18 protein-coding genes are annotated in these 22,688 nt (G+C 72.4%); 10 read left to right on the top strand and 8 right to left on the bottom strand.

The window, feature by feature from the left end:
• Nucleotides 1–229: 229 nt before the first annotated feature.
• The 3 genes from ACFYPR_RS19845 to ACFYPR_RS19855 form a co-directional block, all read right to left on the bottom strand.
• Nucleotides 230–688 carry a peptidoglycan-binding domain-containing protein gene (locus tag ACFYPR_RS19845; protein ID WP_354855518.1) on the bottom strand — a complete coding sequence of 153 codons (459 nt, stop codon included), beginning with the start codon at nucleotides 686–688 and terminating at the stop codon, nucleotides 230–232.
• Between the two features lie 129 nt (nucleotides 689–817).
• On the bottom strand, nucleotides 818–3,055 hold the full coding sequence (locus ACFYPR_RS19850; protein WP_387261427.1) for an ATP-binding protein: 2,238 nt from the start codon (nucleotides 3,053–3,055) through the stop codon (nucleotides 818–820).
• 293 nt (nucleotides 3,056–3,348) lie between these two features.
• Nucleotides 3,349–4,332 (bottom strand): NAD(P)-dependent alcohol dehydrogenase, encoded by a 984-nt coding sequence (locus tag ACFYPR_RS19855; RefSeq protein ID WP_387261430.1) that lies wholly within the window; start codon nucleotides 4,330–4,332, stop codon nucleotides 3,349–3,351.
• A 102-nt stretch (nucleotides 4,333–4,434) separates the two neighbouring features.
• Here ACFYPR_RS19855 and ACFYPR_RS19860 point away from each other — a divergent pair, with 102 nt between their 5' ends.
• The 7 genes from ACFYPR_RS19860 to ACFYPR_RS19890 all read left to right on the top strand — a co-directional run bounded on the left by ACFYPR_RS19860 (nucleotide 4,435) and on the right by ACFYPR_RS19890 (nucleotide 13,967).
• Nucleotides 4,435–5,151, top strand: a complete 717-nt coding sequence (locus ACFYPR_RS19860) for a TetR/AcrR family transcriptional regulator C-terminal domain-containing protein (protein ID WP_354855515.1) — start codon at nucleotides 4,435–4,437, stop codon at nucleotides 5,149–5,151.
• A 154-nt stretch (nucleotides 5,152–5,305) separates the two neighbouring features.
• Complete coding sequence (locus ACFYPR_RS19865) at nucleotides 5,306–6,760, top strand: alkaline phosphatase PhoX (RefSeq protein WP_387261434.1); 1,455 nt, start codon at nucleotides 5,306–5,308, stop codon at nucleotides 6,758–6,760.
• Between the two features lie 76 nt (nucleotides 6,761–6,836).
• A complete protein-coding gene (locus tag ACFYPR_RS19870) occupies nucleotides 6,837–7,184 on the top strand; it encodes a DNA polymerase ligase N-terminal domain-containing protein (RefSeq protein WP_387261436.1) in 348 nt (115 codons plus the stop codon).
• A 485-nt stretch (nucleotides 7,185–7,669) separates the two neighbouring features.
• On the top strand, nucleotides 7,670–10,267 hold the full coding sequence (lanKC, locus tag ACFYPR_RS19875; protein ID WP_387261439.1) for a class III lanthionine synthetase LanKC: 2,598 nt from the start codon (nucleotides 7,670–7,672) through the stop codon (nucleotides 10,265–10,267).
• A gap of 5 nt (nucleotides 10,268–10,272) precedes the next feature.
• Nucleotides 10,273–10,392, top strand: coding sequence for a SapB/AmfS family lanthipeptide (locus tag ACFYPR_RS19880; protein ID WP_013734295.1), 120 nt, complete (start codon nucleotides 10,273–10,275; stop codon nucleotides 10,390–10,392).
• A 75-nt stretch (nucleotides 10,393–10,467) separates the two neighbouring features.
• A complete protein-coding gene (locus ACFYPR_RS19885) occupies nucleotides 10,468–12,195 on the top strand; it encodes an ABC transporter ATP-binding protein (protein WP_387261442.1) in 1,728 nt (575 codons plus the stop codon).
• Entirely contained in the window at nucleotides 12,192–13,967 is a 1,776-nt protein-coding gene (locus ACFYPR_RS19890) for an ABC transporter ATP-binding protein (protein ID WP_355066545.1), read from the top strand. Before ACFYPR_RS19885 ends, ACFYPR_RS19890 begins: the two co-directional genes overlap by 4 nt.
• Before the next feature lie 27 nt (nucleotides 13,968–13,994).
• On the opposite strand, the gene ACFYPR_RS19895 is transcribed toward ACFYPR_RS19890, so the two are convergent.
• The 3 genes from ACFYPR_RS19895 to ACFYPR_RS19905 form a co-directional block, all read right to left on the bottom strand.
• Complete coding sequence (locus tag ACFYPR_RS19895; RefSeq protein ID WP_354855509.1) at nucleotides 13,995–14,579, bottom strand: response regulator transcription factor; 585 nt, start codon at nucleotides 14,577–14,579, stop codon at nucleotides 13,995–13,997.
• A 120-nt stretch (nucleotides 14,580–14,699) separates the two neighbouring features.
• A complete protein-coding gene (locus ACFYPR_RS19900; protein ID WP_354855508.1) occupies nucleotides 14,700–15,305 on the bottom strand; it encodes a response regulator transcription factor in 606 nt (201 codons plus the stop codon).
• Between the two features lie 200 nt (nucleotides 15,306–15,505).
• Nucleotides 15,506–16,015: a hypothetical protein gene (locus ACFYPR_RS19905; RefSeq protein WP_355066544.1), complete on the bottom strand. Its 510-nt coding sequence runs from the start codon at nucleotides 16,013–16,015 to the stop codon at nucleotides 15,506–15,508.
• Between the two features lie 909 nt (nucleotides 16,016–16,924).
• On the opposite strand from ACFYPR_RS19905, the gene ACFYPR_RS19910 reads away from it, so the two are divergent.
• Entirely contained in the window at nucleotides 16,925–17,509 is a 585-nt protein-coding gene (locus tag ACFYPR_RS19910) for a winged helix-turn-helix domain-containing protein (RefSeq protein WP_354855506.1), read from the top strand.
• Between the two features lies 1 nt (nucleotide 17,510).
• Nucleotides 17,511–18,797 (top strand): MFS transporter, encoded by a 1,287-nt coding sequence (locus tag ACFYPR_RS19915; protein WP_387261446.1) that lies wholly within the window; start codon nucleotides 17,511–17,513, stop codon nucleotides 18,795–18,797.
• Nucleotides 18,798–19,003: 206 nt separating this feature from the next.
• Here ACFYPR_RS19915 and ACFYPR_RS19920 read toward each other — a convergent pair whose 3' ends face one another.
• The gene (locus ACFYPR_RS19920; RefSeq protein ID WP_363939415.1) at nucleotides 19,004–20,089 is read right to left on the bottom strand and encodes a hypothetical protein; all 1,086 of its coding nucleotides are present in this window, start codon (nucleotides 20,087–20,089) and stop codon (nucleotides 19,004–19,006) included.
• Between the two features lie 187 nt (nucleotides 20,090–20,276).
• Entirely contained in the window at nucleotides 20,277–21,770 is a 1,494-nt protein-coding gene (locus tag ACFYPR_RS19925) for a DUF1996 domain-containing protein (RefSeq protein ID WP_387261449.1), read from the bottom strand.
• 257 nt (nucleotides 21,771–22,027) lie between these two features.
• On the opposite strand from ACFYPR_RS19925, the gene ACFYPR_RS19930 reads away from it, so the two are divergent.
• Nucleotides 22,028–22,678 (top strand): TMEM175 family protein, encoded by a 651-nt coding sequence (locus ACFYPR_RS19930; RefSeq protein WP_354855502.1) that lies wholly within the window; start codon nucleotides 22,028–22,030, stop codon nucleotides 22,676–22,678.
• Nucleotides 22,679–22,688: the final 10 nt, after the last annotated feature.

Below are 22,688 nucleotides of genomic sequence, written 5' to 3' on the forward strand. Positions count from 1 at the left end.
GCGGACGGCGGATGTCGGCGGGATTTCCACCCACAGGCGATGGTGATCTGATCGACATCCATCACCACCCGTACAACGTTATAGAGGCACCCTGGACTCTCAGTCAATTGCTGATCGTCAATGCTCGCGGTTTCGATCCCGATCGTCGTACCTCGGCCACGGCGACCGCCCCGGCTCCGAGCCGGGGCGGTCGGTCGCGGTGCGCCCCCGTGGCGCGCCCCGCGCGTCCTCAGTGGTTGTTGTTGAGCCAGATGCAGGAGTTGTCGCTGCCCGTCCACCGCCAGCAGAGGTGGTCGCGGGTCTGTGGCCCGTACTCGCCGTCGGCGGAGATTCTGAGGTCGGCCTGGACGCTGCGCAACGCGCTCTGGGTGTAGCCGCCGAAGTCGTTGTCGACTCCGTTGGGGCCGAGGTACCTCCCGTAGATCCCCGTCAACGTCCGCTGGAGTTCACCGACGCCGGAGCTGTGGTCGCCGCGGATCAGCAGGCAGTTGAAGTTGATGGTGCTGCTGACGTACGCCGGGATCCAGGCCGTCGCCCCGCGGGCGCCGGACCAGGTGGAGGTGTAGACGCCCGCGCCGTTGCAGTGCGGCAGGGCGGCCTGGGCGGGCGAGGAGATCGCCACCGCGCCGCCCACGGTGGTGACGGCGAGCATGGCGGCGAGGCCGAGGCGAGAAAGACGTCGGAGCATGGGAACCCCCAGGTCGAGGTGTGGGTCGCACGCGCAACGCTGCGGTGCGCGGCTTGCCTCACCATCGTTTCGTCCGCGGCAGTGCCCGGACAGGAGCCGGACCGGAGATTGACCGGCACTTCGGGCCCCTCAGCGCAGCGAGGCGAGCTTGGCCTCGATCGCGCCGGTGTCGGCCTCCCGCAGCGACACGAGGATGTCCAGCGCCTGCTGCCAGGCCACGCGGGCCGAACCGGCGTCGCCTGCGGCCAGGTGAGCGTCGCCGAGGCTCACCAACGCGTCCGCCTCCAACCGTCGATGACCGATCTCGCGACGCAGACGGACGGCGTGCTGGTGGCAGGTGACCGCCTCCGTGAAGGCGTCGAGCTGCAGGTGGGCGTGCCCGAGACTGGCCCACGTGATCGCCTGGCCGAGGACGTTGTCGACCGACGTGAAGAGGGTCAGTGCCTGCTCGCAGCTCTCGATCGCGGCGTGGTGGTCACCGAGCTGGCTGTGGGACCAGCCGACCGCGTTCAGCGCGAAGGCCTGGCCGGTGACGTGTCCGGCCTGCCGGTGCAGGCGCAGCGCCTCCAGGGCGTGGGCGAGGGCCTGCTCGGGCTGCCCGGTCCGGTCGCAGATCCACCCGAGGTTGAGTTCGACCCGGGCCTGCCCGGCAAGGTCGCCCAGCCGCCGGTACCTGTCGTACGCCAGCTCCAGGTGGCGCTGCGCGTCGGCGTACTGCGCAAGCGCGATGTCGGCGAAGCCGAGCACCCCGTGGGCGTACGCCTCGGCCCGGTCGTCGGCCAGCCGGACGGCCGCCGACAGCGCCGTCCGCAGGCTGCTGGTCCAGTCCTGGAAGTAGCCGCGCTGGTTGAGGTAGGTGGTGATCGCCCAGGCGAGGTGACACGTGTGGCGGTCGAACCCGTGGCTGGCCGCCAGCCGCAGGGCCGAGAGCAGCACCGGGTGCTCGTCGGTGAACCACCACAGGGCCGCGTCGCGATCGGCCAGCGCCACCGGCGCGACCCCGGGCCCCGGTGGGTCGATCGGCAGCCGGTCCCGCTGCGGATAGACCAGCTCGTCGGCGGCGTACGCGACCAGGAGGTAGTGGTCGAGCAGGCGGGACCGGGCGGCGTGACGGCTCGCGTCGCTGTCCTCCGCCGCCGTCAGCTCAGCGGCGTACGCGCGCAGCAGATCGTGGTACGTGTACCGCCCGGGACGGTGTTCGGTGAGCAGGTGTGCCCGAGTCAGCTCGGCCAGGTGGCGGTGGGCCTGCGCGAGCGTGATCCCCGCGAGGCTGGCCGCCGCCGCGACGGCGAAGTCCGGGCCCGGATGGACGCTCAGCAGACGGAACAGCCGGGCGGTGGGCCCCTCGAGGGTCCGGTACGACCACGACATGACCAGCCGCAGGTCGGTGACCGGTTCGCCGCCGTCGAAGGCATCCAGGCGCCCGGCCACCGGGCGCAGACTCGCCGCCAGGTCCATCAGGCGGAACCCACTGTGGATGGCCGCCCGGGCGGCGACGACGGACAGCGCCAGGGGCAGCCCGGCGGAGGCGCTGACGATGGCGTCGACGGCCTCGGGCTCGGCGGTGACGCGTTCCGCGCCGAGGCGTCGGGTCAGCAGTTCACGGGAGTCGGCCCCGGACATGACGTCCAGGGTGATCGGATCAGCGCCGTTCACGCTGACCAGGCCCAGGAACTGTTCCCGACTGGTGACGAGGACGAAGCAGCCCGGCGCGCCCGGCAGCAGCGGGCGTACCTGGTCGGCGTCGCCGGCGTTGTCGAGGACGACAAGCACCCGCCGGCCGCCCAGCAGACTGCGATATCGAGCGACCTGCTCATCCAGTGCGGTCGGCGGACGGGCGCCCGGTCCCGCGAGCGCGTTGACGAATCCGGCGAGCGCGGTGCTCGGGCTGACCGGGACGCCGCCCGGGTCGAAGCCGCGCAGGTTGACGTAGAGCTGGCCGTCGGGAAAGTGCGCGGCGACGCGATGAGCCCAGTGCACCGCGAGCGCGGTCTTGCCCACCCCGGCGGTGCCGGAGACGATCGCGAGACCCATCGCGGTCGGCTGATCCGCCGCTCGGACCAGGATCCCGTCGAGGCGGGCCAGCGCGTCGGCGCGACCGACGAAGCCGAAGCCGTCCGCGGGCAGCTGCGCCGGAACACCGTTCGAGGCGACGGGCGTCGGTGCCCCGGCGAGGAACCGGTCCCGCTTCGCCCCCTGCAGGCCGAAGGCGTCGGCCAGCAACAGCATCGTCGCGGGTCGCGGCCGCGCGATCCGCCCCGCCTCCAGATCCCGGAGATGCCGAACCGACAGCCCTGTCTTCGCGGCCAGATCCTCCTGCGTCAGCGCGCTGTGACGCCGAAGCTCCTGTACGGCCTCCCCGAACACGGGGATCACGGTATAGGCGGCGGTCACTGCGGACAATCGGGCACACGACGCAAGAGAACCGTCAGTGGTGACAGCGGAGGAACTACTGCGGTCCGGCTACGGCGTAACCGCGGGGCTGGCCGGGGGACGGGCCATGGTCGGGGCGGACCCGCCACTGTGGCGCAGCCGCGTGTCCACGGCGAGCAGCGTGAGGGCGGCCAGCGTCAGCAATCCACCGATGAGTGCCAGCGGGCGTGCCCCCGAGGTGGGCAGGAGGGCGCCGCCGAGCAGCGATCCGCCGGCGATGCCGGCCGTCAGATGGTGATGACGACCTTTGCCCGCGCGTGCTCGCCTTCGAGATACCGGATGGCCGCGGGCACCTCGTGGAGGGGATACGTACGGTCGATGACCGGGGTGAGACGGCCGGCCTCGACGTGGCCGCGGAGCGTGTCGAGGTGTTGCCGGCCCGGTGTCGTCGTGAGCGTGACGATGCGGTGTCGGACCAGCGGGGCCAGCAGCCGTCCGCGCGCGATCAGCCTGACCGGTCCGAGGAGGCTGCCGCCGTCGTACACGCCGCCACCGGAGAGCACCAGCGTCCCGGTCGGTGTCAGCGCCCGCCGCAGCTCGCTGAGTGAGCGGTTGCCGACCAGGTCGAACACGACGTCGTGGCGGTCTGTGCCGCGGGTGAAGTCGTCGCGGTGGTAGTCGACGACGTGGTCGGCGCCGAGTGAGCGGACCAGGTCGACGTTGCGGGTGCTGCACACCCCGGTCACGGTGGCGCCGAGCGCCTTGGCCAGTTGCACGGCGAGAGTGCCGACGCCGCCCGAGGCGCCGTTGATGAGGACGCGGTGGCCGGGCTCGACGCCCCCGGCGTCGCGCAGCCCCATGAGCGCCGTGATGCCAGCCAGCGGCAGGGCCGCCGCCTGCTGCGGGGTCAGGTTCGCCGGCATCGCCGCGACCAACGTCTCGGGCACGCACACGTACTCGGCGAACGCCCCGTTGGCCTCGCCGAGGTCGCCGAACACCGCGTCGCCCGGCCGTACCTGCCGGACGTCGGCACCGACGGCCTCGACCCGGCCCGCGAAGTCGCGGCCACGGATGCGCGCCCGGGGCCGCGTCCGGCCCATCGCCAACCGCGCCATCCGGGGATCACCCCGCATGGCATGCCAGTCGTACGCGTTGAGCGAGGCCGCCTCGACCCGTACGAGCACCTCGTCGGGGGCGGGCGTCGGCGTGGCGACCTCGGCGAGCGCGAGGGTTTCCGGTGGGCCGTATCGGTCCTGAACGATCGCCTTCATGATCCCTCCCGAGGGTGTACGGCGTACACTGACGGTAGGTGTACGCCGTACACCTGTCAAGGCGGTTATGGTTCAACAACCGCCGGACAGGACGAGGACGAGATGGCTGAGCAGGCTGAGACGCTGCGCCGGACGCCGCTGAGCAGGGATCGCGTCCTGCGTGCCGCCGTGGCGCTCGCCGACGAGGCCGGCATCGAATCGCTCAGCATGCGCAACCTCGCCCAGGATCTGGGCGTCGTGCCGATGGCGCTCTACAAGCACGTGGCCAACAAGGACGAACTCCTCGACGGCATGATCGACGTGATCGTCAGCCAGATCGACCCGCCCGCGTCCGACACCCACTGGAAGGACGCCATCCGCCGGCGCATCCTCTCGGCGCGGGAGGTGCTGCGCCGGCACCCCTGGGCGCCGCTCGCGATCGAGTCCCGGAGCATGGCGACGCCGGCCGTCCTCGCCTATCTCGACTCGGTGGTCGCGACCTTCAAGGCCGGCGGGTTCTCCGCCAACCTCGCCCACCACGTGATGCACACGATGGGCAGCCGGGTGCTGGGCTTCAGCCAGGAACTGTTCGACGCCTCCCGCCAGGCCGGTCGGTCCGGAGCCACCAGCCCCGAGCCGCCCGCCGCCCTACCGCCGGAGTTCGCCGCCCAGTTCCCGCACCTGGCGGAGATCGCCGGGGCGGCGTCCCACGACGACCAGTCGGTCGTGGGGCAGGGCTGCGATGACCAGTTCGAGTTCGAGTTCGCTTTGGACCTGCTGCTCGACGGCATCGAACGGCTGCACCAGCAGGGCTGGACATCGCCGCGGCGGGCCCGGTAGGGCGAGGGCCCGCACCGTCGGCTCGGCGGGGTTGCGGGCGGCCCTGATTCTTCACTCCGATGTCACCACGCGACCCCCCGGGTGACGTGTCCGTGTCCGTCGGCCGGAGTTGGCTGTCAGCCGTCGCACTTGCCTTGACCAGGAGCTGATCCGCGTGCCTTCCTCCCGTCGTACCTTCCTCGCTGGCGGCGCCGCCGCCGGTGTGGGCCTTGCCGTCGCCGGTGGCCTGCCGTCCCTGGCGCAGGCCAGCCCCGGTCGGCCGCACTCGCAGGGCTTGGGTGGTCCCGTGCCCTTCCCGCCGCTCGTGGACGACCCCAGGGGGATCCTGGCCCTGCCCGCGGGCTTCAGCTACACCGTGGTCACCCGGACCGGCGTCACCCGACTCGACCGCGGCCAGGGCACGACCCCGTCGGCCCACGACGGCATGGCCGTCTACGACGCCGGCCACGGCCGCTACACCCTGATCCAGAACCACGAGATCGACCCCGGCGCCGAGTTCGGCGTGCCGCACGTCAAGGGAACGGTCTACGACTCGGGCGCCGTCGACGCCGGTGGCTGCACCGTCATCACGACGGACCGTGCGGGCCGCAACCTGGGCGAGTTCGTCGCCCTCTCCGGCACCGTCTCCAACTGCGCCGGCGGGCCGACCCCGTGGGGGACCTGGCTGACCTGCGAGGAGACCGAGGACCGGGCCGGCGATGAGTGGGAGGAGGGCGGCCGCACCGGCGCCTTCCAGAAGGACCACGGGTACGTCTTCGAGGTCTGGGCCGACGGCAGCGCGGACCCGCGGCCGATCAAGTGCCTGGGCCGCTACTCCCACGAGGCCCTGGCGGTCGACAAGGACCGGACCCACGTCTACCTCTCCGAGGACGCGGACGAGCCCAACGGCCTCTTCTACCGCTGGACCGCCCCGGCCGGGGTCAAGCTGGGCCCCGGCGTGCTGACCCGCCTCGCGCCGAACGCCGGCGTCCTCGCCGCGATGCAGATCATCATGGACGACGGCTCCGTCCTGCCGGACGTCGCCTACCTGACCTCCGCGCAGCTGGGCCGCCCCTTCCCGGTGCGGTGGATCGAGGTGCCGGACCGCGACGCGCGCACCACGTCCGTACGCGAGCAGTTCGCCGACGGCCAGGTCACCCGGGGACGCAAGTTCGAGGGCGTGTGGGCCACCGACGAGGGCGCGTACGTGGTCAACTCGTACGCCTGGGACGACGGTGACCTGCCGGCCGACGCCGCGCCGCACGACGGCATGGTCTGGTTCTACAACTACCGGACCCACACCATCCAGCTGGTGACCTACTTCCCGCACCAGACCGCCTCCGAGGAGGGCACGCCGGTCAAGTACACCGACCTCACCTTCGACGGCCCGGACAACGTGACAGTCACCCCGTGGGGAAGCCTGGTGCTCGCCGAGGACGGCGCTGGCGCCTCCCACGTGCTCAGCACGGTTCCGGGCGGGCCGACGTACGCGATCGCCCGCAACCAGCTCAACGATTCGGAATTCTGCGGGCCGACCTTCACCGCCGACGGCAAGGTGCTCTTCGTCAACATGCAGGACCCCGGCCTCACCCTGGCCATCACCGGCCCGTGGGAGAAGTATCTGGGCTGACCTGCGAGGCCTGCACGGTTTCCTGCTCACGGGCGCTTGACCGGCGGCGGGGCCGCAGGTCGTCGACAATGAAAGGGTGGGCCCCGCCTTCGTCCTGCACCACCACCGCAAACCCCGACCGCACTTCGACCTGCGGCTCGAGGAGGACGGTGTGCTGCGCTCGTGGGCGGTTCCCCGTGGTCTGCCGGACAGTCCCGGCGACAACCGGCTCGCGATCGCGGTGCCCGATCACCACCTTGATCACCTCACCTACGAGGATGCCGACAAGTCGATTGCCGACATCGGCACGTGGGAGGAGCACGACCGCACCGACCGCCGGATGCTGTTCACGCTGCACGGGCGTACCGGCCGCCGGCGGTACGCGCTCATCTGCACCGGCGAGAGGTGGCTGCTCCACCTGACGAAGGAGCAGCCACCCGGCTGAGGCTCGCGCGGGTCGCGTGGCCGGGCCCATCAGCGTGCTCGCCCACGTCGAGCGGCCTCGGGCCAGGCGTCGCTACCGAGAGTGACGGTGGCTCCGGTGGCGCTGACCTCTCCGATTTCGATTGAGTGACGTCACTGTTAACCCAGCGATCACCGGGGTCCGGGTTCCGCCCGATCGAGGGGCCAGGAACGAGCACGTCGGTGAGCGGACGAACGCGCTGCCTCACCGATCCAATCGGAATAGTCCCAGGTCAGGGGCTCGTCAAGCCGCAACAGCGCCGACGAGGTTCGCGGGCGGCCTCGGGTGCGGGCCGGTGCGCGGTGATCCGCGGAGCCGGTGCCATGGGCCCTGACTAATGTCATGAGTACCGATGCGCCCTGCATCGAAGTCAGTGACTAAGCGCACTGGGACCCACCGCCTCCCGTCGACGAAACTCGATTCAACGCCGGAACAACAGCCGGCCGAGTTCGAGAGGAGGCGGGACGGTGGACGAACGCTACGACAGCTACTGCGCGGCGGATCGGCTGTTCTACGACTCGCTCGGCAGCGCCGTCGCGCAGCCCGTCTTCCCGGCCGCCGAGCGCCCCATCCCGACCGGCTGGCGCCGCGAGCCGCTCGACGACTGGCTGATCTACGCGCCGGACGGCGGCTCGCTGCCGCAGCAGGGCTGGAAGATCCACGTGTCGGCGGGCCTGGCGAACGCCGAGCGGGTGCTGGACGCCGTCTGGAACTACTGCGTCCCCCGCGGCCTGTCCTTCAAGTTCCTCCGCGGGCCCCGCACGCTGCTGCTGCGCAACTCCAAGTACGCCGCGCGGGCCGCCAGCGGCAAGTTCATCACGGTCTACCCGCGCGACGACGCGGAGCTGGAGCTGGTCTGCAAGGAGCTCGACGAGCTGCTCACCGGCGAGACCGGCCCGTACATCCTCAGCGATCTCCGCTACGGCGACGGCCCGGTCCACGTGCGCTACGGCGGCTTCGCCGCCCGCTACTGCCACTCGCCCGACGGTCAGGTGGTGCCGGCGATCGAGGACGACAACGGCACGCTGGTGCCGGATCGCCGTGAGCCGGTCTTCCATGTACCGGACTGGGTCACCCTGCCCGACTTCCTCGGCCCGCACCTGGCCGCCCGCAACGACACCAGCACCAACCAGGTGCCGTACCGGATCGAGAAGGTGATCCACTTCTCCAACGGCGGTGGGCTGTACGTGGGCCGGGATCTGCGTACCGACACCCAGGTGGTGCTGAAGGAGGCCCGACCGCACGCCGGCCTGGACGCGGACGGCACCGACGCCGTCGCCCGGCTGGCCCGCGAGGCCGAGGCCCTGCGGCAACTGGCCGACCTGCCGCAGGTGCCGCGGGTGCACGACGAGTTCGCCCTCGGCGAGCACCGGTTCCTCGCGCTCGAGTTCATCGAGGGTCGGCCGCTGAACAAGGTGCTGGTCGACCGGTACCCGCTGATCGACGCCGACGCGACCGACGACGACCGGGCGGAGTACGCCCGCTGGGCCCGGCACATCCACGAGCAGGTCGAGTCCCTCGTCGCGGCGATCCACGAGCGCGGCCTGGTCTACGGGGACCTGCACCTGTTCAACATCATGATCCGGCCGGACGACCGGGTCGCCCTGGTCGACTTCGAGGTGGCCGCCCCGATCGCCGGGCACCGCCGGCCCGGGCTGCGCAACCAGGGCTTCGCGGCGCCGCGGGACCGAACCGGGCCGGCCGTCGACCGGTACGCCCTGGCGTGCCTGCGGTTGGCGCTGTTCCTCCCACTGACCCAGCTGGTGCGGCTCGCGCCGGCGAAGGCGGCTCACCTGGCCGACATCATCGCCGCGAACTTCCCGGTGCCGAGGTCCTTCCTCGACCCGGCCGTCGAGGAGATCACCGGTGGCCCCCGGGTCACCGCCGACCCGCACGGGGGTCTCGGCGCGGCTGACTGGCCCACCACGAGGGACCGACTGACCACGGCGACCCTGGCGAGCGCCACCCCCGAGCGCGACGACCGGCTCTTCCCCGGCGACATCGAGCAGTTCCGCAGCGGCGGCCTCAACCTCGCCCACGGGGCGGCCGGAGTGCTGTACGCGCTCGACAGGAGCGGCGCCGGGCGGTGGCCCGAGCACGAGGACTGGCTGGTGCGGCGGGCGACAGCGCCACCGTCCGGCACCCGCTGCGGCTTCTACGACGGCCTGCACGGCGTGGCGTACGCCCTCGATCACCTCGGACGCCGCCAGGACGCGCTGGACGTGCTCGACATCTGCCTGCGCGAGCCCCTGGACGGGCTCGACCACAGCCTGGCGAGCGGGTTGTCCGGGATCGCGCTCAACCTGGCCGAGCTGGCCGGGCGCACCGGGGAGGCGTCGTTGCGCGACGCCGCCTGGCGGGCCGCCGAGCGGGTGATCGGGCAACTGGCCGACGACCCCGGCCCGGACGTCAGCGGCGGACGCAATCCGTACGCCGGGCTGCTGCGCGGCCGGACCGGACCGGCGCTGATGTTGCTGCGGCTCTACGAGCTCAGCGGTGACGACGAACTGCTGGGACACGCCGCCACGGCACTGCGCCAGGATCTGCGCCGGTGTGTGCTGCGGCCGGACGGCGCCCTGGAGGTCAACGAGGGCTGGCGGACGATGCCGTACCTGGCGCACGGCAGCGTCGGTATCGGGCTGGTCCTCGATGCGTACCTGCGCCACCGGGCCGACGACCGGTTCGCCGAGGCCAGCGCGGGGATCCGCCGCGCGGCGCGGTCACCGTTCTACGCACAGTCCGGGCTCTTCGCCGGCCGTGCCGGCATCATCGCCTACCTCGCCGCCTCGGCCCACGATGCCGACCGCAGGGAACTCGCCGCACAGGTGGACCGGCTGGCCTGGCACGCGCTGCCGTACCGGGACGGGACCGCGTTCCCCGGCGAGCAGTTGCTGCGGCTCTCCATGGACTTCGGCACCGGCACCGCCGGCGTGCTCCACGCGCTGGCCTGTGCGCGACACGACGAGCCGCCGGTGCTGCCCTTCCTCGCGCCCCTGTCGGGCGCGCAGAGACTCCCTCGCGACAGCGGGGGCGACCGGATCGACGAACGGATGGAAGGGAGGTGAACGACATGGCGCTTCTGGACCTCCAGGGCCTGGAGATGGCTCCGGCCGACCGCACGGGTGGCGGTAGCCGGGCGAGCCTGCTGCTCTGCGGCGACAGCTCGCTCTCCGTCACGACCTGCAACTGATCCATCGCAGAACGCGGTCGCCCTGGGCGGGCAGACGTGCCCACCCAGGGCGACCGCGTAGCACTGGGAGGACCGATGCCGACGTTCGAGGCGGGGGACCGGCTGCTGAGGCGGACGGTTCTGGCCGGCGGCGGCTGGACCGGTGGACTCGCGGCGGTCGCGCTGCTCGGCGCGGCCGCTGAACTGTTGCTGCCCGCGGCCCTCGGCCGTGCCGTCGACGCCGCCCTCGCCGGCGGCTCCGGCTGGTGGCCGGTGTCCGCCGGTGCCCTGGTCGTCGTCCTCGTCTGCGTCGACACCCTCACCGACCTGGCCAGCGGATTCGGTGCGGCACGCGCCACCGCCGGGCTGCGCCAGCGCCTGCTGCGTCACCTGTTCGCCGTGGATGTGCGCACCACCCGCCGCTATCCGGTGGGTGATCTCGTCGGCCGGTTGGTCGGCCAGGCCGCCGACGCGGGACAGGCCGGCAACGCAGTCGTCCTAGCCATCGTGGCGGTGCTTCCACCACTCGGCAGCGTCGTCGCGCTCGCCATCATGGAACCGGTCCTGGGGATCACCCTGCTCGCCGGCCTCGGCCTGCTCGCCGTCCTCATGCGCGCCTTCGTGGCCGACGCCTCGGCCGCGACCGCCGGATACCAGCGGGTGCTCGGGGCCATCGCCGGCCGACTGCTGGAGTCGCTGACCGGTGCCCGGACCATCGCCGCCGCCGCCACCGTCCACCGTGAGGAGGAGCGGGTGCTGGCGGCCCTGCCGGAGCTGGGCCTGCACGGCCGGCGCGCGTGGGAACTGCTGGCCCGGGCGAGTGCGCGTACCTCCGCCGTGGCGCCGCTGCTGCAGCTGAGCGTCATCGCGGTCGGCGGGTACGCCCTGACCGCGGGCTGGCTCACGCCAGGCCAACTGGTCGCCGCCGTCCGGTACGCGGCCATGGGCGCCGGACTCGGTGGGGTGCTCGCCACCCTGAACCACCTGGTCCGCAGCCGCGCCGGGGCACACCGGGTCGCCGAGCTGCTGGAACAGCCCGCCGCACCAGCGGGCGGGCGACCACTTCCACCCGGCGGCGGGGCCCTGCGACTGCACCGGGTACGCGTGCACGCCGACGACGGCCGGCCCATCCTGGACGGCATCGACCTGGACGTACCGGCCGGCGCGATCGTGGCCGTCGTCGGAGCGTCCGGTGCCGGCAAGTCGACCCTGGCCGCCGTGGCGGGACGGCTGCACGACCCCGACGGCGGTGAGGTGCTACTGGACGGTGTGCCGCTGCGCGACCTCGACGGGGCGGCGCTGCGCCGAGCCGTCGGCTATGCGTTCGACCAGCCGGTGCTGATCGGCGCGACCGTCCACGACGCGATCGGCCTGGCGCTGCCGGTCGAGTCCGCGACGCCGCCGGCCGACGGGAGCCCGGCCACGCCGGCGGTCCTTCGGGGGGCCCGCAGGGCGGCGGTCGCCGACGTGATCGACCGTCTGCCCGACGGCTATCGCACCCCACTGGCGGACACACCGCTCTCCGGAGGCGAGACCCAACGCCTCGGCCTGGCCCGCGCATTCGCCGCCGAGCGGCTGCTCATCCTGGACGACGCGATGTCCAGCCTGGACACCGCGACCGAGCACCGGATCACCGAGGCGGTTCTCGGACGCGGCGGCGAGCGCACCCGACTGGTGGTCACCCACCGGACCGCTGCCGCCGCCGCGGCCGACCTCGTCGCCTGGCTGGACGGCGGTCGGCTGCGCGGCCTCGCGCCGCACCGGCGACTCTGGGCCGACCCGGACTACCGCGCTCTCTTCCAGCCGGCCGGCGGTGGGCCGTGAGCCGTCCCAGCGTACGACGGGTGACCTGGCGGGCGCTGCGGGCCCGCCGGCGTGACCTCGCCCGGCTCTGCGGCTGGTCGCTCGTCGAGTCGCTGCCCGCGCTGCTCGCCGGCCTGCTGGTCGCCCGGGCCGTCGACGACGGTTTCCTGGCCGGGCGGCTCCTCAACGGCCTGGCGTGGCTGGGGGTACTCGCCGTGACCGTGCTGGTCGGCGCGGCGGCGACCGGTCGGACGTACCGCAGCCTCGGCGCGGTGGTCGAGCCGTTCCGTGACGAGGTGGCCGCTCAGGTGGTCCGGGGTGCCCTGCGCGACGCCACCCGGGCGGGTGGCCGCCCGGACAGCGCGGCCGTGACCCGGCTGACCCACCAGATGGAGATCGTCCGCGACACCTTCGCGGGCCTGCTGATGGTGACCCGCGGTTTCCTCTTCTCCGCCGGCGCGGCCCTGCTCGGCCTGCTCGCCCTGGCGCCGGTGGTGGCGGCGCTGGCCGCCGCGCCACTGGTCGCCGGTCTGGCCGTGTTCCTCGCCGCGTTGCCGGCGATGGCCGGGCACCAGCGCGCGTACGTCCGGGCTGGTGAACAGCTCGGCCAGGCGGCGTCGGCCGCGCTGGCCGGTCACCGCGACGTGCTGGCCTGCGGCGCGCAGGCACGCGTCACGGCCGACGTGGAACGGCAGGTGTCGGCACAGGCCGCCGCCGAACGCGCCCTCGCCCGGATGGCGGTGATCCGCAGCCTCAGCCTCGGCATCGGCGGCTGGTTGCCGCTGGTCGTGCTGCTCTCGGCCGCTCCGTGGCTGGTCGAACGCGGATTGACGGCGGGCGCGGTGCTGGGGGCGCTGATCTACGTCTCCACCGGCCTGCAACCGGCCCTGCACACGCTGGTGCAGGGCATCGGCGGCGGCGGGCTGCGGTACGCGGTCACCCTGGAGAACATCCTGCGGGCCGCTGCGGTGTCCGGCGGACCCCACCTGCCCGCCCCCACCACCCGGGCGCCCCGCGCGCGCCCGCCGGCCCGTCCGGTCGACCGCTCACCGGCCGTCGAGGTCCGCGGACTGACCTTCGGCTACGGCCCGCGCGCCCGGCCCGTTCTCCGGAACTTCGCACTGACGCTGGCCGACGGGGATCACCTCGCCGTGGTCGGCCCGAGCGGCGTGGGAAAGTCCACACTGGCCGCCCTGCTCGCCGGTCTGGTGCCGCCGCAGGCGGGCACGGTCCGCCTGGCCGGCGCGGCGGTGGCCGACGCCGAGCCGGCCCACCTGGCCCGGATGAGAGTGCTGGTGCCTCAGGAGGCGTACGTCTTCACCGGCAGCCTCGCCGACAACCTCCGCTACCTGCGGCCGGACGCCGACGACGACCTGCTGGAGGTCACCCTCGCCGCGCTCGGTGCGCGCCCCCTGGCGACGCGCCTGGGCGGTCTGGACGCGCCGGTCGTGCCGGCTCTGCTCTCCGCCGGTGAACGGCAGCTCATCGCGGCGGTCCGGGCCTGGCTGGCGCCCGCCCCGCTGGTGGTCCTCGACGAGGCGACCTGTCACCTGGACCCGGCGCTGGAGGCGACCGTCGAGAGTGCCTTCGCCCGGCGGCACGGCAGTCTCGTGGTGATCGCGCACCGGATCAGTTCCGCGCTGCGGGCCGATCGGGTGCTGGTCCTCGACGGCGACGAGCCCGTGGTGGGAACGCACGAGCAGTTGATGGCCCGATCTGCCACGTACCGGGCCCTCGTCGGTTGCTGGGATGATCCGGTGGCGCTGTCCCGGACGGGGGCCCGGCTGAGCTGACCTCCGCGCCCCGAGCCGACGGCGCCGTCAGATCCAACCTGCCTCGCCTGCCATCCGCACGGCCTCCACCCGGGTGCGCGCACCCGCCTTGCGGGTGATTCGACCGAGGTGGTTGCGGACGGTGCCCCGGCTGAGCCCGAGCGTCGCCGCCACCTCCGCGACCGGCGCCCCGGCCGCTGTCAGCGTCAACACCTCCGTCTCGCGGCTGGTCAGCGGGCTGTCCGAGCGCAGCGCCGCGACGACGAGATCCGCGTCGAGCACCGGCTCCCGGCGAGCGAGCCGGCGGATCCCGTCGATGACCCGCTGGGGGCCGGCGTCACTGCGCAGGATGCCGACCGTCCGGGTCGGGCAGAGCATGCCGCGCAGTCGCCGTGCCCGATGTGGGTGGGCCAGCACCAGGACGGGGCACCGACCGAAGCGGCTCGGGTCGACTCCCTCGACGACGTCGAGGTCGGCCACCACCACGTCGGGGCGTTGGGCGCGGACGGCCGCGGAGACCGCGTCGCCGCGATCCACCTCCGCCACGACGCGGATGTCGTCCTCGGCGGCGAGGACGAATGACAGCGCGCCCAGCACCAGGGCACCGTCCAAAGCGAGCAGGGTACGGATCACGATGAACCTTTCCGCACTCCGAAGGCGATTACACTACGTCGATATTCAAACACGCATCCGTTGGGCCCGCACGGCGACGGGGGCGGGGCCGGACACGTCCACCGGCCCCGCCCCCGACGGCTACAACCAGCCGTTACTCCGCGCGCGCCACACCGCTTCCAACCGGTTGCGCGCACCGGTCTTGCGCAGGATCACCGAGAGGTGATTGCGCACCGTCCCGTGCGCCAGATAGAGGCGGGCCGCGATCTCCTTCAGGGGCAGACCCTCGGCGGCCATCCGCAGCACGTCCATCTCCCGAGGCGTCAACGGGATCTCCGGAGGGCTCAGCACCGCCACCGCGGCGGCCGGATCGATCGCCCGCTCCCCGGCGGCGAGCGCGCGGATCGCCCGCACCAGCTCCACCAGGGAGCTGTCCTTCCCGAGCAGGCCGCGTGCGCCGGCCGCCAGCGCGGCCTCCACCAGGGCGGGGCTCCACCGAGGGCTCATCGCCAGCACGGCGGCGTGCGGCGCCTCGGCGCTGATCCGGGTGACCATCTCCACCGGGTCGGGCGACTCCGGTGTCAGCGCCAGCACCACCACCTGGGGTCTGCACCGGCGTACCACCGTCAACAACTCGCCGACACCCTCGACGTCGGCGACCACCTTCATGTCCTCCTCACCTGACAGCGCGGCGCAGAGCGCACCGCGCAGTAAACCCATGTCCTCGGCGACGACAACGTGGATCACCACGTTTCTCCGATCTCAGGTACGCGTCACACCGGCCACCGATCCCGGAACGTCCACGGGCTGGTCAGGGCGGTCGTGCGCGACGGACGGATAGGCATGGGCCCGCGGCACCGTCACGGCAGACGGGCACGGGCACTGATCGACCAGGCCAGCGGATGGGACCGAGCGTGTCGGCCGGCATCCGGGTCGGTCGACCCGCCTCAGCCCGGGCGGGCGATCGCAGACGGAGCGTGGCTCTCGACGAGGAGTGGCACGAGTTCGCAGGGCACCCCGGAGGCGAGGGGCGACTGCCGGTCGACGGGCCGGATCAGACCCGGCCCCGCCGTCGATCCATTGTCGACGCCGGCGGCCTCCTGGTCGACCGGCGCGACGGGTCGGCCGGGAAGTTCGGCGGCCACCGCCAACGGGGCCGGGCGTGCGGCGAGGTGCCCCTTCGAGGCCGTGGGACGCGTGGGGACGGCGACGGACATCGGCGGCGGCGCGGCGGGAGGCGGCGCTGCCGTGGCACATACGACCACCGGCGCGGCGCGGACGGGCGACACCGCCGAATCCGCCGGTGGTGTCGGCGCGGCCGCCACGGGAGGCGAGTCGGTCATCGGCACGGTGGCCGGCCCGGGCGCTGGGGGAGCGGTCAGCGGAGGTGTCGCCGGAGGGATCACCGCCCTGAGATCGGGCGGTAGAACGGCGTCGGTGACACGGAGAAGCGCCACGATGACAGACTGGATCGGCACTGTCCGTACGATGGCGACGACATGCGGCAGTGGGGCGGTGATCAGGCCCACCGCGAGAGAACCGGCCGGTACGGGCAGCGCGTGTGCCTCGGCCGCGGCGGGGACCGGCCGCGGTGCCGGATCAGCGGCCGGCCGGGACGGGTGCCCATGGCGAGTTGGACGATGAGCCGCGGGCGTTGGGGACGCGGGCCGGAGCCTCGCGCGCTCGGCAGCGCCGGGCGGGACGGCTGCGCCGACTCGAGGCAGCGGCACGGACCCGGGCGACGCGGCCCTGGGCCGGCGAGGCGGCGTCGAGGGTGTCACGTCGCGGGGGGTGACGACGCTACCGATGGCCCCGGCCAGCGGGGCGCGGGGCCGATCAGGACGGGGTTCGTCGGCCCGCACGACGCGCGGGCGTTCACCCGCGGAGCGCTCCGCGACCGTGAGCCGTGCGATCGGCTCGACCAGAGCGCGGATCTGCCGATGAGGCTCGTTGCCGGGGTCGCTGCGTATCCCGTCGGCGGCGGCCGGCCCCTGGAACAGGGCGGCCAGGAGGAAACCGGCCCCGACGGCAGCCGCGATCAGCACCAACCGCCGGGCGAGCCTGCGCAGTCGGCCGGCCACGGGCGCAGCCGACCGGCTCGACGCAGACATCGTCGTGGTTCCGTTGACGGGACTTCGCACGCGGGCACTACCCCCTTCCCTCTGGATTGCTGACCCATAGTAGCGATGCACTCACCTATTCGCATCCGGTGATGCGCGCGGGTCGTCGGCCACGTCATCTCCGCCACGAGGCCGCGCCCTGCTGGCGGCGGACACGGACCCATCGCCGATGCGAAACACTCATTGCGAAAACTGTCTCCAGGGGCGTATAAACGAAAGGAGTCTTTCGATTAGGAGTGTCACTCCATGGAACCGACCGGGTCGGAACGTCGCGTGCGGGTACGCGACGCCACCACGCTGCGCGCGCTCGCCCACCCGCTGCGCCTGCGGTTGCTGCGCTACCTGCTGGCCGCCGGCCCGCGAACCGCCGCCCAGTGCGCCGAGGCTCTCGACGACACGGGCTCGAACTGCAGCTACCACCTGCACCAGCTGGCCCGGCACGGCCTCATCGAACGGGCCCCCGCCGAGGGAACCAACCGACGTGACCGGCCCTGGCGTGCCGCCGCCACCGGGCTCGAATACCTCCCCGACTCCGACGACGCCGACGGACAGCAGGTCAACGACGCGCTGACCGCGCTCGAGTTCGACGAGGTGTTCCGGTCGCTGCAGCGCTACCAGAACCGGCAGCACAAGCTGACAGACGAGTGGCGGGGGAGCGCGACCTTCCACAACTACACGCTGTCGCTCACCCCGGAGGAGTTGCGACACCTCACGCTGACCCTGGACGCCGTCATCCGGCCGTACCTGCGCCCCCTGCGCAACGCGCCCCCGAGCGACGCCCGACCGGTCAGCCTCAGCCTGCAGGCCTACCCCACACCGGAATTCGTCTGACATGGTGACGCTGTTGCGTCACCGCGGATTCGTCGTGATCTGGGCCGCGGGGCTCTGCTCGAGCGTGGCGAGCTGGTTGCTGCTCACCGGGCTGCCGATCTACGTGTTCGGTGTGACCGGGTCGGCGTTCACCACCTCCGCCGTCTTCCTCGTCGAGCTGCTGTGCGGCATCACGCTGGGGTCGTTCGCCGGTGCCCTGGCCGACCGCTACGACAGGTTCCGGCTCATGGGCTGCGCCGCCGTGGCGCAGGCGGCAGCGGTGCTTCCCCTGCTCGCCGAACCCGGCCACCATCTGTGGATCATTTGCCTGATCGCTGGCGCCCAGGCCGTGCTGACCCAGACGTTCGACTCCGCCCGCAACGCGGCGCTGCCCAGCCTCGTCGAGCCCGCGCACCTGGTGAGCGCGAACAGCATGGTGGCACTCAACATCAGTGTGGGACGGCTCATCGGAGGCTCGCTCGGTGGGTTCGCGATCACCCGCGCCGGCACCGGTTACCTCGCCATCGGTGCCGTCGTGGCCTTCACGACCACGGCAACCCTGATCGTCGCCGGCCGCCGGGCCGCGCGTCGCGGCGTCGCGGCGTCGAACCCACCGAAGCGTACGTCGCCGTTCTTCGCCACCTGGCGGTCCGGCCTCGCGGCGATGCTGCGCAACCACACCGTGCGGGTGACGATGCTGAGCGTGGCGCTGGGTGGCATCGCGCAGGGCCTGTTCGTGGTGCTCTTCGTGGTCTTCGTCAGCCGCGCGCTGCATGCCGACGGCACGCTCACCGGCGTGCTCCGTGGCGTACAGGCGATCGGCGGTGTGGCCAGCGGGCTCATCGTCGGCATGCTGGGGACGCGGCTCAGCTCCCGGCTGCTGATGAGCCTCGGCGCCACCACGTTCGGCCTGATCAGCCTGGTCATCTGGAACGGGCCGGCGGTCACCCGTCAACCCGGCTGGTACGTCCTGCTGTTCATCCTGGTCGGCGTGCCGGGCGTCGCCTACGGCAGCGGGGCCTTCGCGCAGATTCAGCAGAGCGTGCCGGACACCGATCTCGGCCGGGCCTTCGGCGCGTACTACGCGATCTACAACGCGGCACAGGGCCTGGGCATGGTGGCGGCCGGTCTGCTCGGCGACGCGCTCAGCGTCGTGCTCGTCCTCAACGTGCAGGCCGCGTTGTACCTGGCCTCCGGTGTGGTCGCCTTCGTGGGCCTGCGCCCTGGTGGCCGCGTCGCTCGGTGGTCGGGCAGAAAGATCCTGGTCAGCAGGGACGAGCGCCGGGAGACCGTCGAGTCTGCTCCGTAGCCGCGGCGATCCGGGACGGCTCGCTCACCCTGGCCCAGGCCACCGCACCGACTGACCAGCGCGGGACCGCACGTCGGGTCAGTCGGAGGCCTCGTTGATGAGGTGGCGCAGGTCGTCGGCGCCGTTGCTCTCCGCCCGGTAGCGGATGGCCGGCTTCATCCTGCCGGCGGCGACCGCGAGCGGCCACCGCCGGCGCGGTTGTGGCGTCAGAGTCGGGAGGTGAAGGTGGCCAGGAAGCGGTGCGGGGTGACGACGCCGGCGTTGTCGAAGCAGATCACGTCGACGTCGGCGTTGGTGGTGTACGTCCACGGTTGGGTGAGGTGGCAGTAGTTGCTGCCCGCGCCCTGCGCCACCACCTGGACGTGGGTCTCCTTGAGCCCGATCTGCGGGAAGGTCGCCAGGTAGCGGCCGGCCGGCACCAGCGGCGCCACCGTGTTCGCCCCGACGCCGAGCACCGAGTTGTCGTTGGTCGGCCCACCGACGGCGGTGCCCAGGTAACCGAAGTACGACGGCGGCGCGAGGGAGCCGATCACCGGCCGCCGGCGGTGGTACGACAGGGCGAAGTCGGTGTTGACGAACGCGCCGGCCTGGTCGTAGCAGAAGACGTACACCTGCACGTCGCTACCGACCGCGGCCCAGGAGTAGACCTTGCACCGGCGGGGGCCGGCGTTGGGCTGTACGGCGGTGACCTGCACGTCGCCGGCGAGCACTCCGGCCAGCCCGACCCCGGGCAGCCGCACCAGGTACTGCCCGACCCCCAGTGGCCCGACCGTGTTCACCACGCCCGTCGAGTTGTACGACTGCACCACGACGCCGCCGCCCCACTGCACGTACGCGTGGGAGGTGCCGGCCGGCAGCACGCCCGAACTGGTCGTCCAGAGCACGGTGAACGGGGTGTCCTCGCGCGTGCCGCCGGGCCGGTGGCACTGCACGTCGACGATCTCGTCGGCGCCGGACTGGAACCAGCGAACCACCTCGCAGTAGTGCCCGGTCCGGTTCACCGGGGTCACGTGCGGCACGCCCCGCGAGCTGGCGCCCACCTGGGGGAAGCGGACCTGGAACCGGCCGGGCGCGAGCTTGACGCCGTCCGCCCAGGCGGCCGGGAACGCGGTCTTCCAGCTACCCCACTGCCGGCTGGTGTCCAGCACGGTCCAGACCGGCACCGTGGGGTCCTGCACGTACGCGAACCCCCAGCGGTCGGCGGTGGCCGCGGCGGCCGGTGCCGCCGGCGTGAGTGCGCCGGCGGCCAGGACGGCGGCCAGCGCGGCGGTGACGAACGATCGGAGACGCATGTGTTCCTCCATTCGACGGGAACATGTCGGGGAAGAGTGTGCTCGTCGTGACGTAATGGTCACAGTCGGCTACCGCGCGCTCCGGTGTCGGGTGTCGGCCACCCGGGCCCGAGCCGATCGGCGCGGTGAACGGTGGACGGCCCCCTCGCCGAGGCGAGAGGGCCGTCCAGGAGCGCGCCGGCGGGGATCAGCCGCCGGCGAACGTCGGTTCCACTCCGCACTTGGCGTTCTGGTTCAGGCAGGACCTCACCAGGGCGCCCAGGTGGTCGGGCTCCCAGGCGTTCATGAAGTCGCCGTGCATCGAGGACGGCTTGCCGGAGGAGAGACTGAGGCCGTCCCCGCCCAGCGACTCGTAGTTGACCATGAAGGAGAGATCGGGCACCGCCACCGGGTACCTGCCGGTGCAGACGCCGTTCACGGGGTCACCCATGTGCGACTTGTGATCGGGCGAGTCGATGTTCCTGCCGTCCCAGCAGTCCTTGAACACCAGCTGGAAGATCAGGTTGCCGCCGGCGGCACAGACCGGCCAGTTGCCGTCTGCGCTGCGGCCGATCTCGGCGCTGCCCGCGCACCAGAACTGGTTACTGCCGCTGCTCTTCGGGGTCTCCACCTGCCGCTTGGCGTCGCCCTCGACGACCCGCAGGCCCGGCGGGAAGGGCTTGACGGTCGACGGGTCCTTGACCCGGGAGCCGTAGTAGACCCGGAAGCTCTTCATCGGTACGGGCTTGCCGTCCTTGCGCAACTCCGGGACCCAGTAGGCGCTCAGGTCACCAGGGGCGTTGCAGGTGGTCTTGGAGGAGAGCAGCTTGTCGGTCGTGGTGAAGGCGTCGACCTTGGGGCCGAAGAACGTGTGCTGGTGCGAGGCGCCCGACAGGCCGGGCAGGACGATGGGGTCGTCCGGGGCGGAGTTGGCGACCTCGCAGTCGGTGTGGAACTCGGGGACGCGGGTGGTGCCCGGCGGCACCGCCTTCGGCTTGATCGCGGTGAAGGCGGCCAACTCCTTGCTCCACGCGGCCTGGTCGACCGGCACCCAGCCGGCCGCCGGCGGGGTGGTCGGCGTGCCGGGAGCGGTCGGCGTCCCCGGCGTCGGCGTCGCCGGGCCGGAACTCGGCGTGGGGGACGCGCTCGGCGTCGTGCCCGTCGCGGGGCCGAACGTGAACCAGTTCAGGTTCACGAAGTCCGAGCGGGAGGCGCTCTTCATGACGGCGAAGACGGTCTGTGGGCCGGTCGGCACGCCGGACGCCCTGGCCGTGGCGGTCGTCCACTTCTGCCAGCCGCCGGTGTGGGCGACCGGGAAACTGGCCAGCAGCGCGCCGGTCTGCGTGCCGAGGCGCAGTTCGACGGCCCCGCCGTCGGTGTTGTGCGCGGCGACCCGGGCCGTCAGCTCCGCGCCGGTTATCGAGACGCCGTCGTACCGCAGCCAGTCGCCGTTGGCGAGCCAGCCGACGTTCCTGCCGCCGTCGGCGTCGCCGGTGCTCTCGGTCTGCGCACCGGACTGCGCCGCGAAGGCTTCCGCCTGGACCCGGCCGGGCACGGCGACCTCCTCGGCCTGGGCGCCGGCGAGGTAGATGCCACTGCCGCCCAACGCGGCGACGACCGCGCAGGCGAGCGTGACGCGGGCGAGTCGACGGCGCTTTCGCGCCTGGTCCGGCGGTGCGACATGCGCGGGGGGAGTCCGCATTACCAGTGGTTTCCTTCGAGTCGGCGATAACGCTCCTGTCGGGTGAAGTATGTGCACGTCCAGAGCCTGCATCAACGTGCGGAAAAAGAATTAAGGAGGGCTGTGGGCAGGTCTCCTGGTAGCCGTCGTCCCGGCTTCGGATAACAGTTTTTCGCCCACGCAGCCTTAATTTTGTTTTAACTCCTTGCCGGCGACCCGGCCCCGCTGATTACGGATTTCGCGGTAACGAATCGTCTTTCGATCGGATACTGGAGGGCATGTCGTCCAGCCCTGGCGCTCCTCGGCTCGCGCGCCGGCCGGGGCGGCTGGTCGCCTTCAGCGACGGTGTCTTCGCGATCGCCGTCACGCTTCTCGTGCTGGAGATCCAACCGCCGAAGGACTTCGGACGGCTCCTGCCGGGCCTCGGGGCGTTGTGGCCGTCGTACCTGGGGTATGCGCTGAGCTTCCTGCTCGTCGGGCAGGTGTGGGTCAATCATCACGTCATGTTCGACCGGGTCCGGCACGTCGACCGTCCGGTCCTGTTCCTCAACACGCTGCTCCTGATGGTCATCGCGTTCCTGCCGTTCTCCACGTCGCTGCTCGCCGCCGCGCTCCGCGCGGAGCAGGGGCTGCGGACGGCGGTCGTCGTCTACGGCACGACACTGTGGTTGGCAGCGGCCCTGTTCAACGTCATCTGGGTCCATCTTCGCCGGGCGAGACTCCTGGACCCCAGTCTCGGCCCCTTCGGCGTCAGGGCCATCGGCCGCCGATTCGCACTCGCGCTGGTCTGGATCGGCGGCGGCATCCTCGTCGGCGCGTTCGTGCCGATCGCGGGCGTCGCCATCATCGCGGCCTTCCTGCCCGCCTACTACCTGCCCATCCGCGGCGAGTACGGCGAGGACGACAAGACCACCGACCGCCCCGGCTGAGCCGGACCGG

It is taken from the genome of Micromonospora sp. NPDC005254, assembly GCF_042872525.1.
Taxonomy (GTDB): domain Bacteria; phylum Actinomycetota; class Actinomycetes; order Mycobacteriales; family Micromonosporaceae; genus Micromonospora.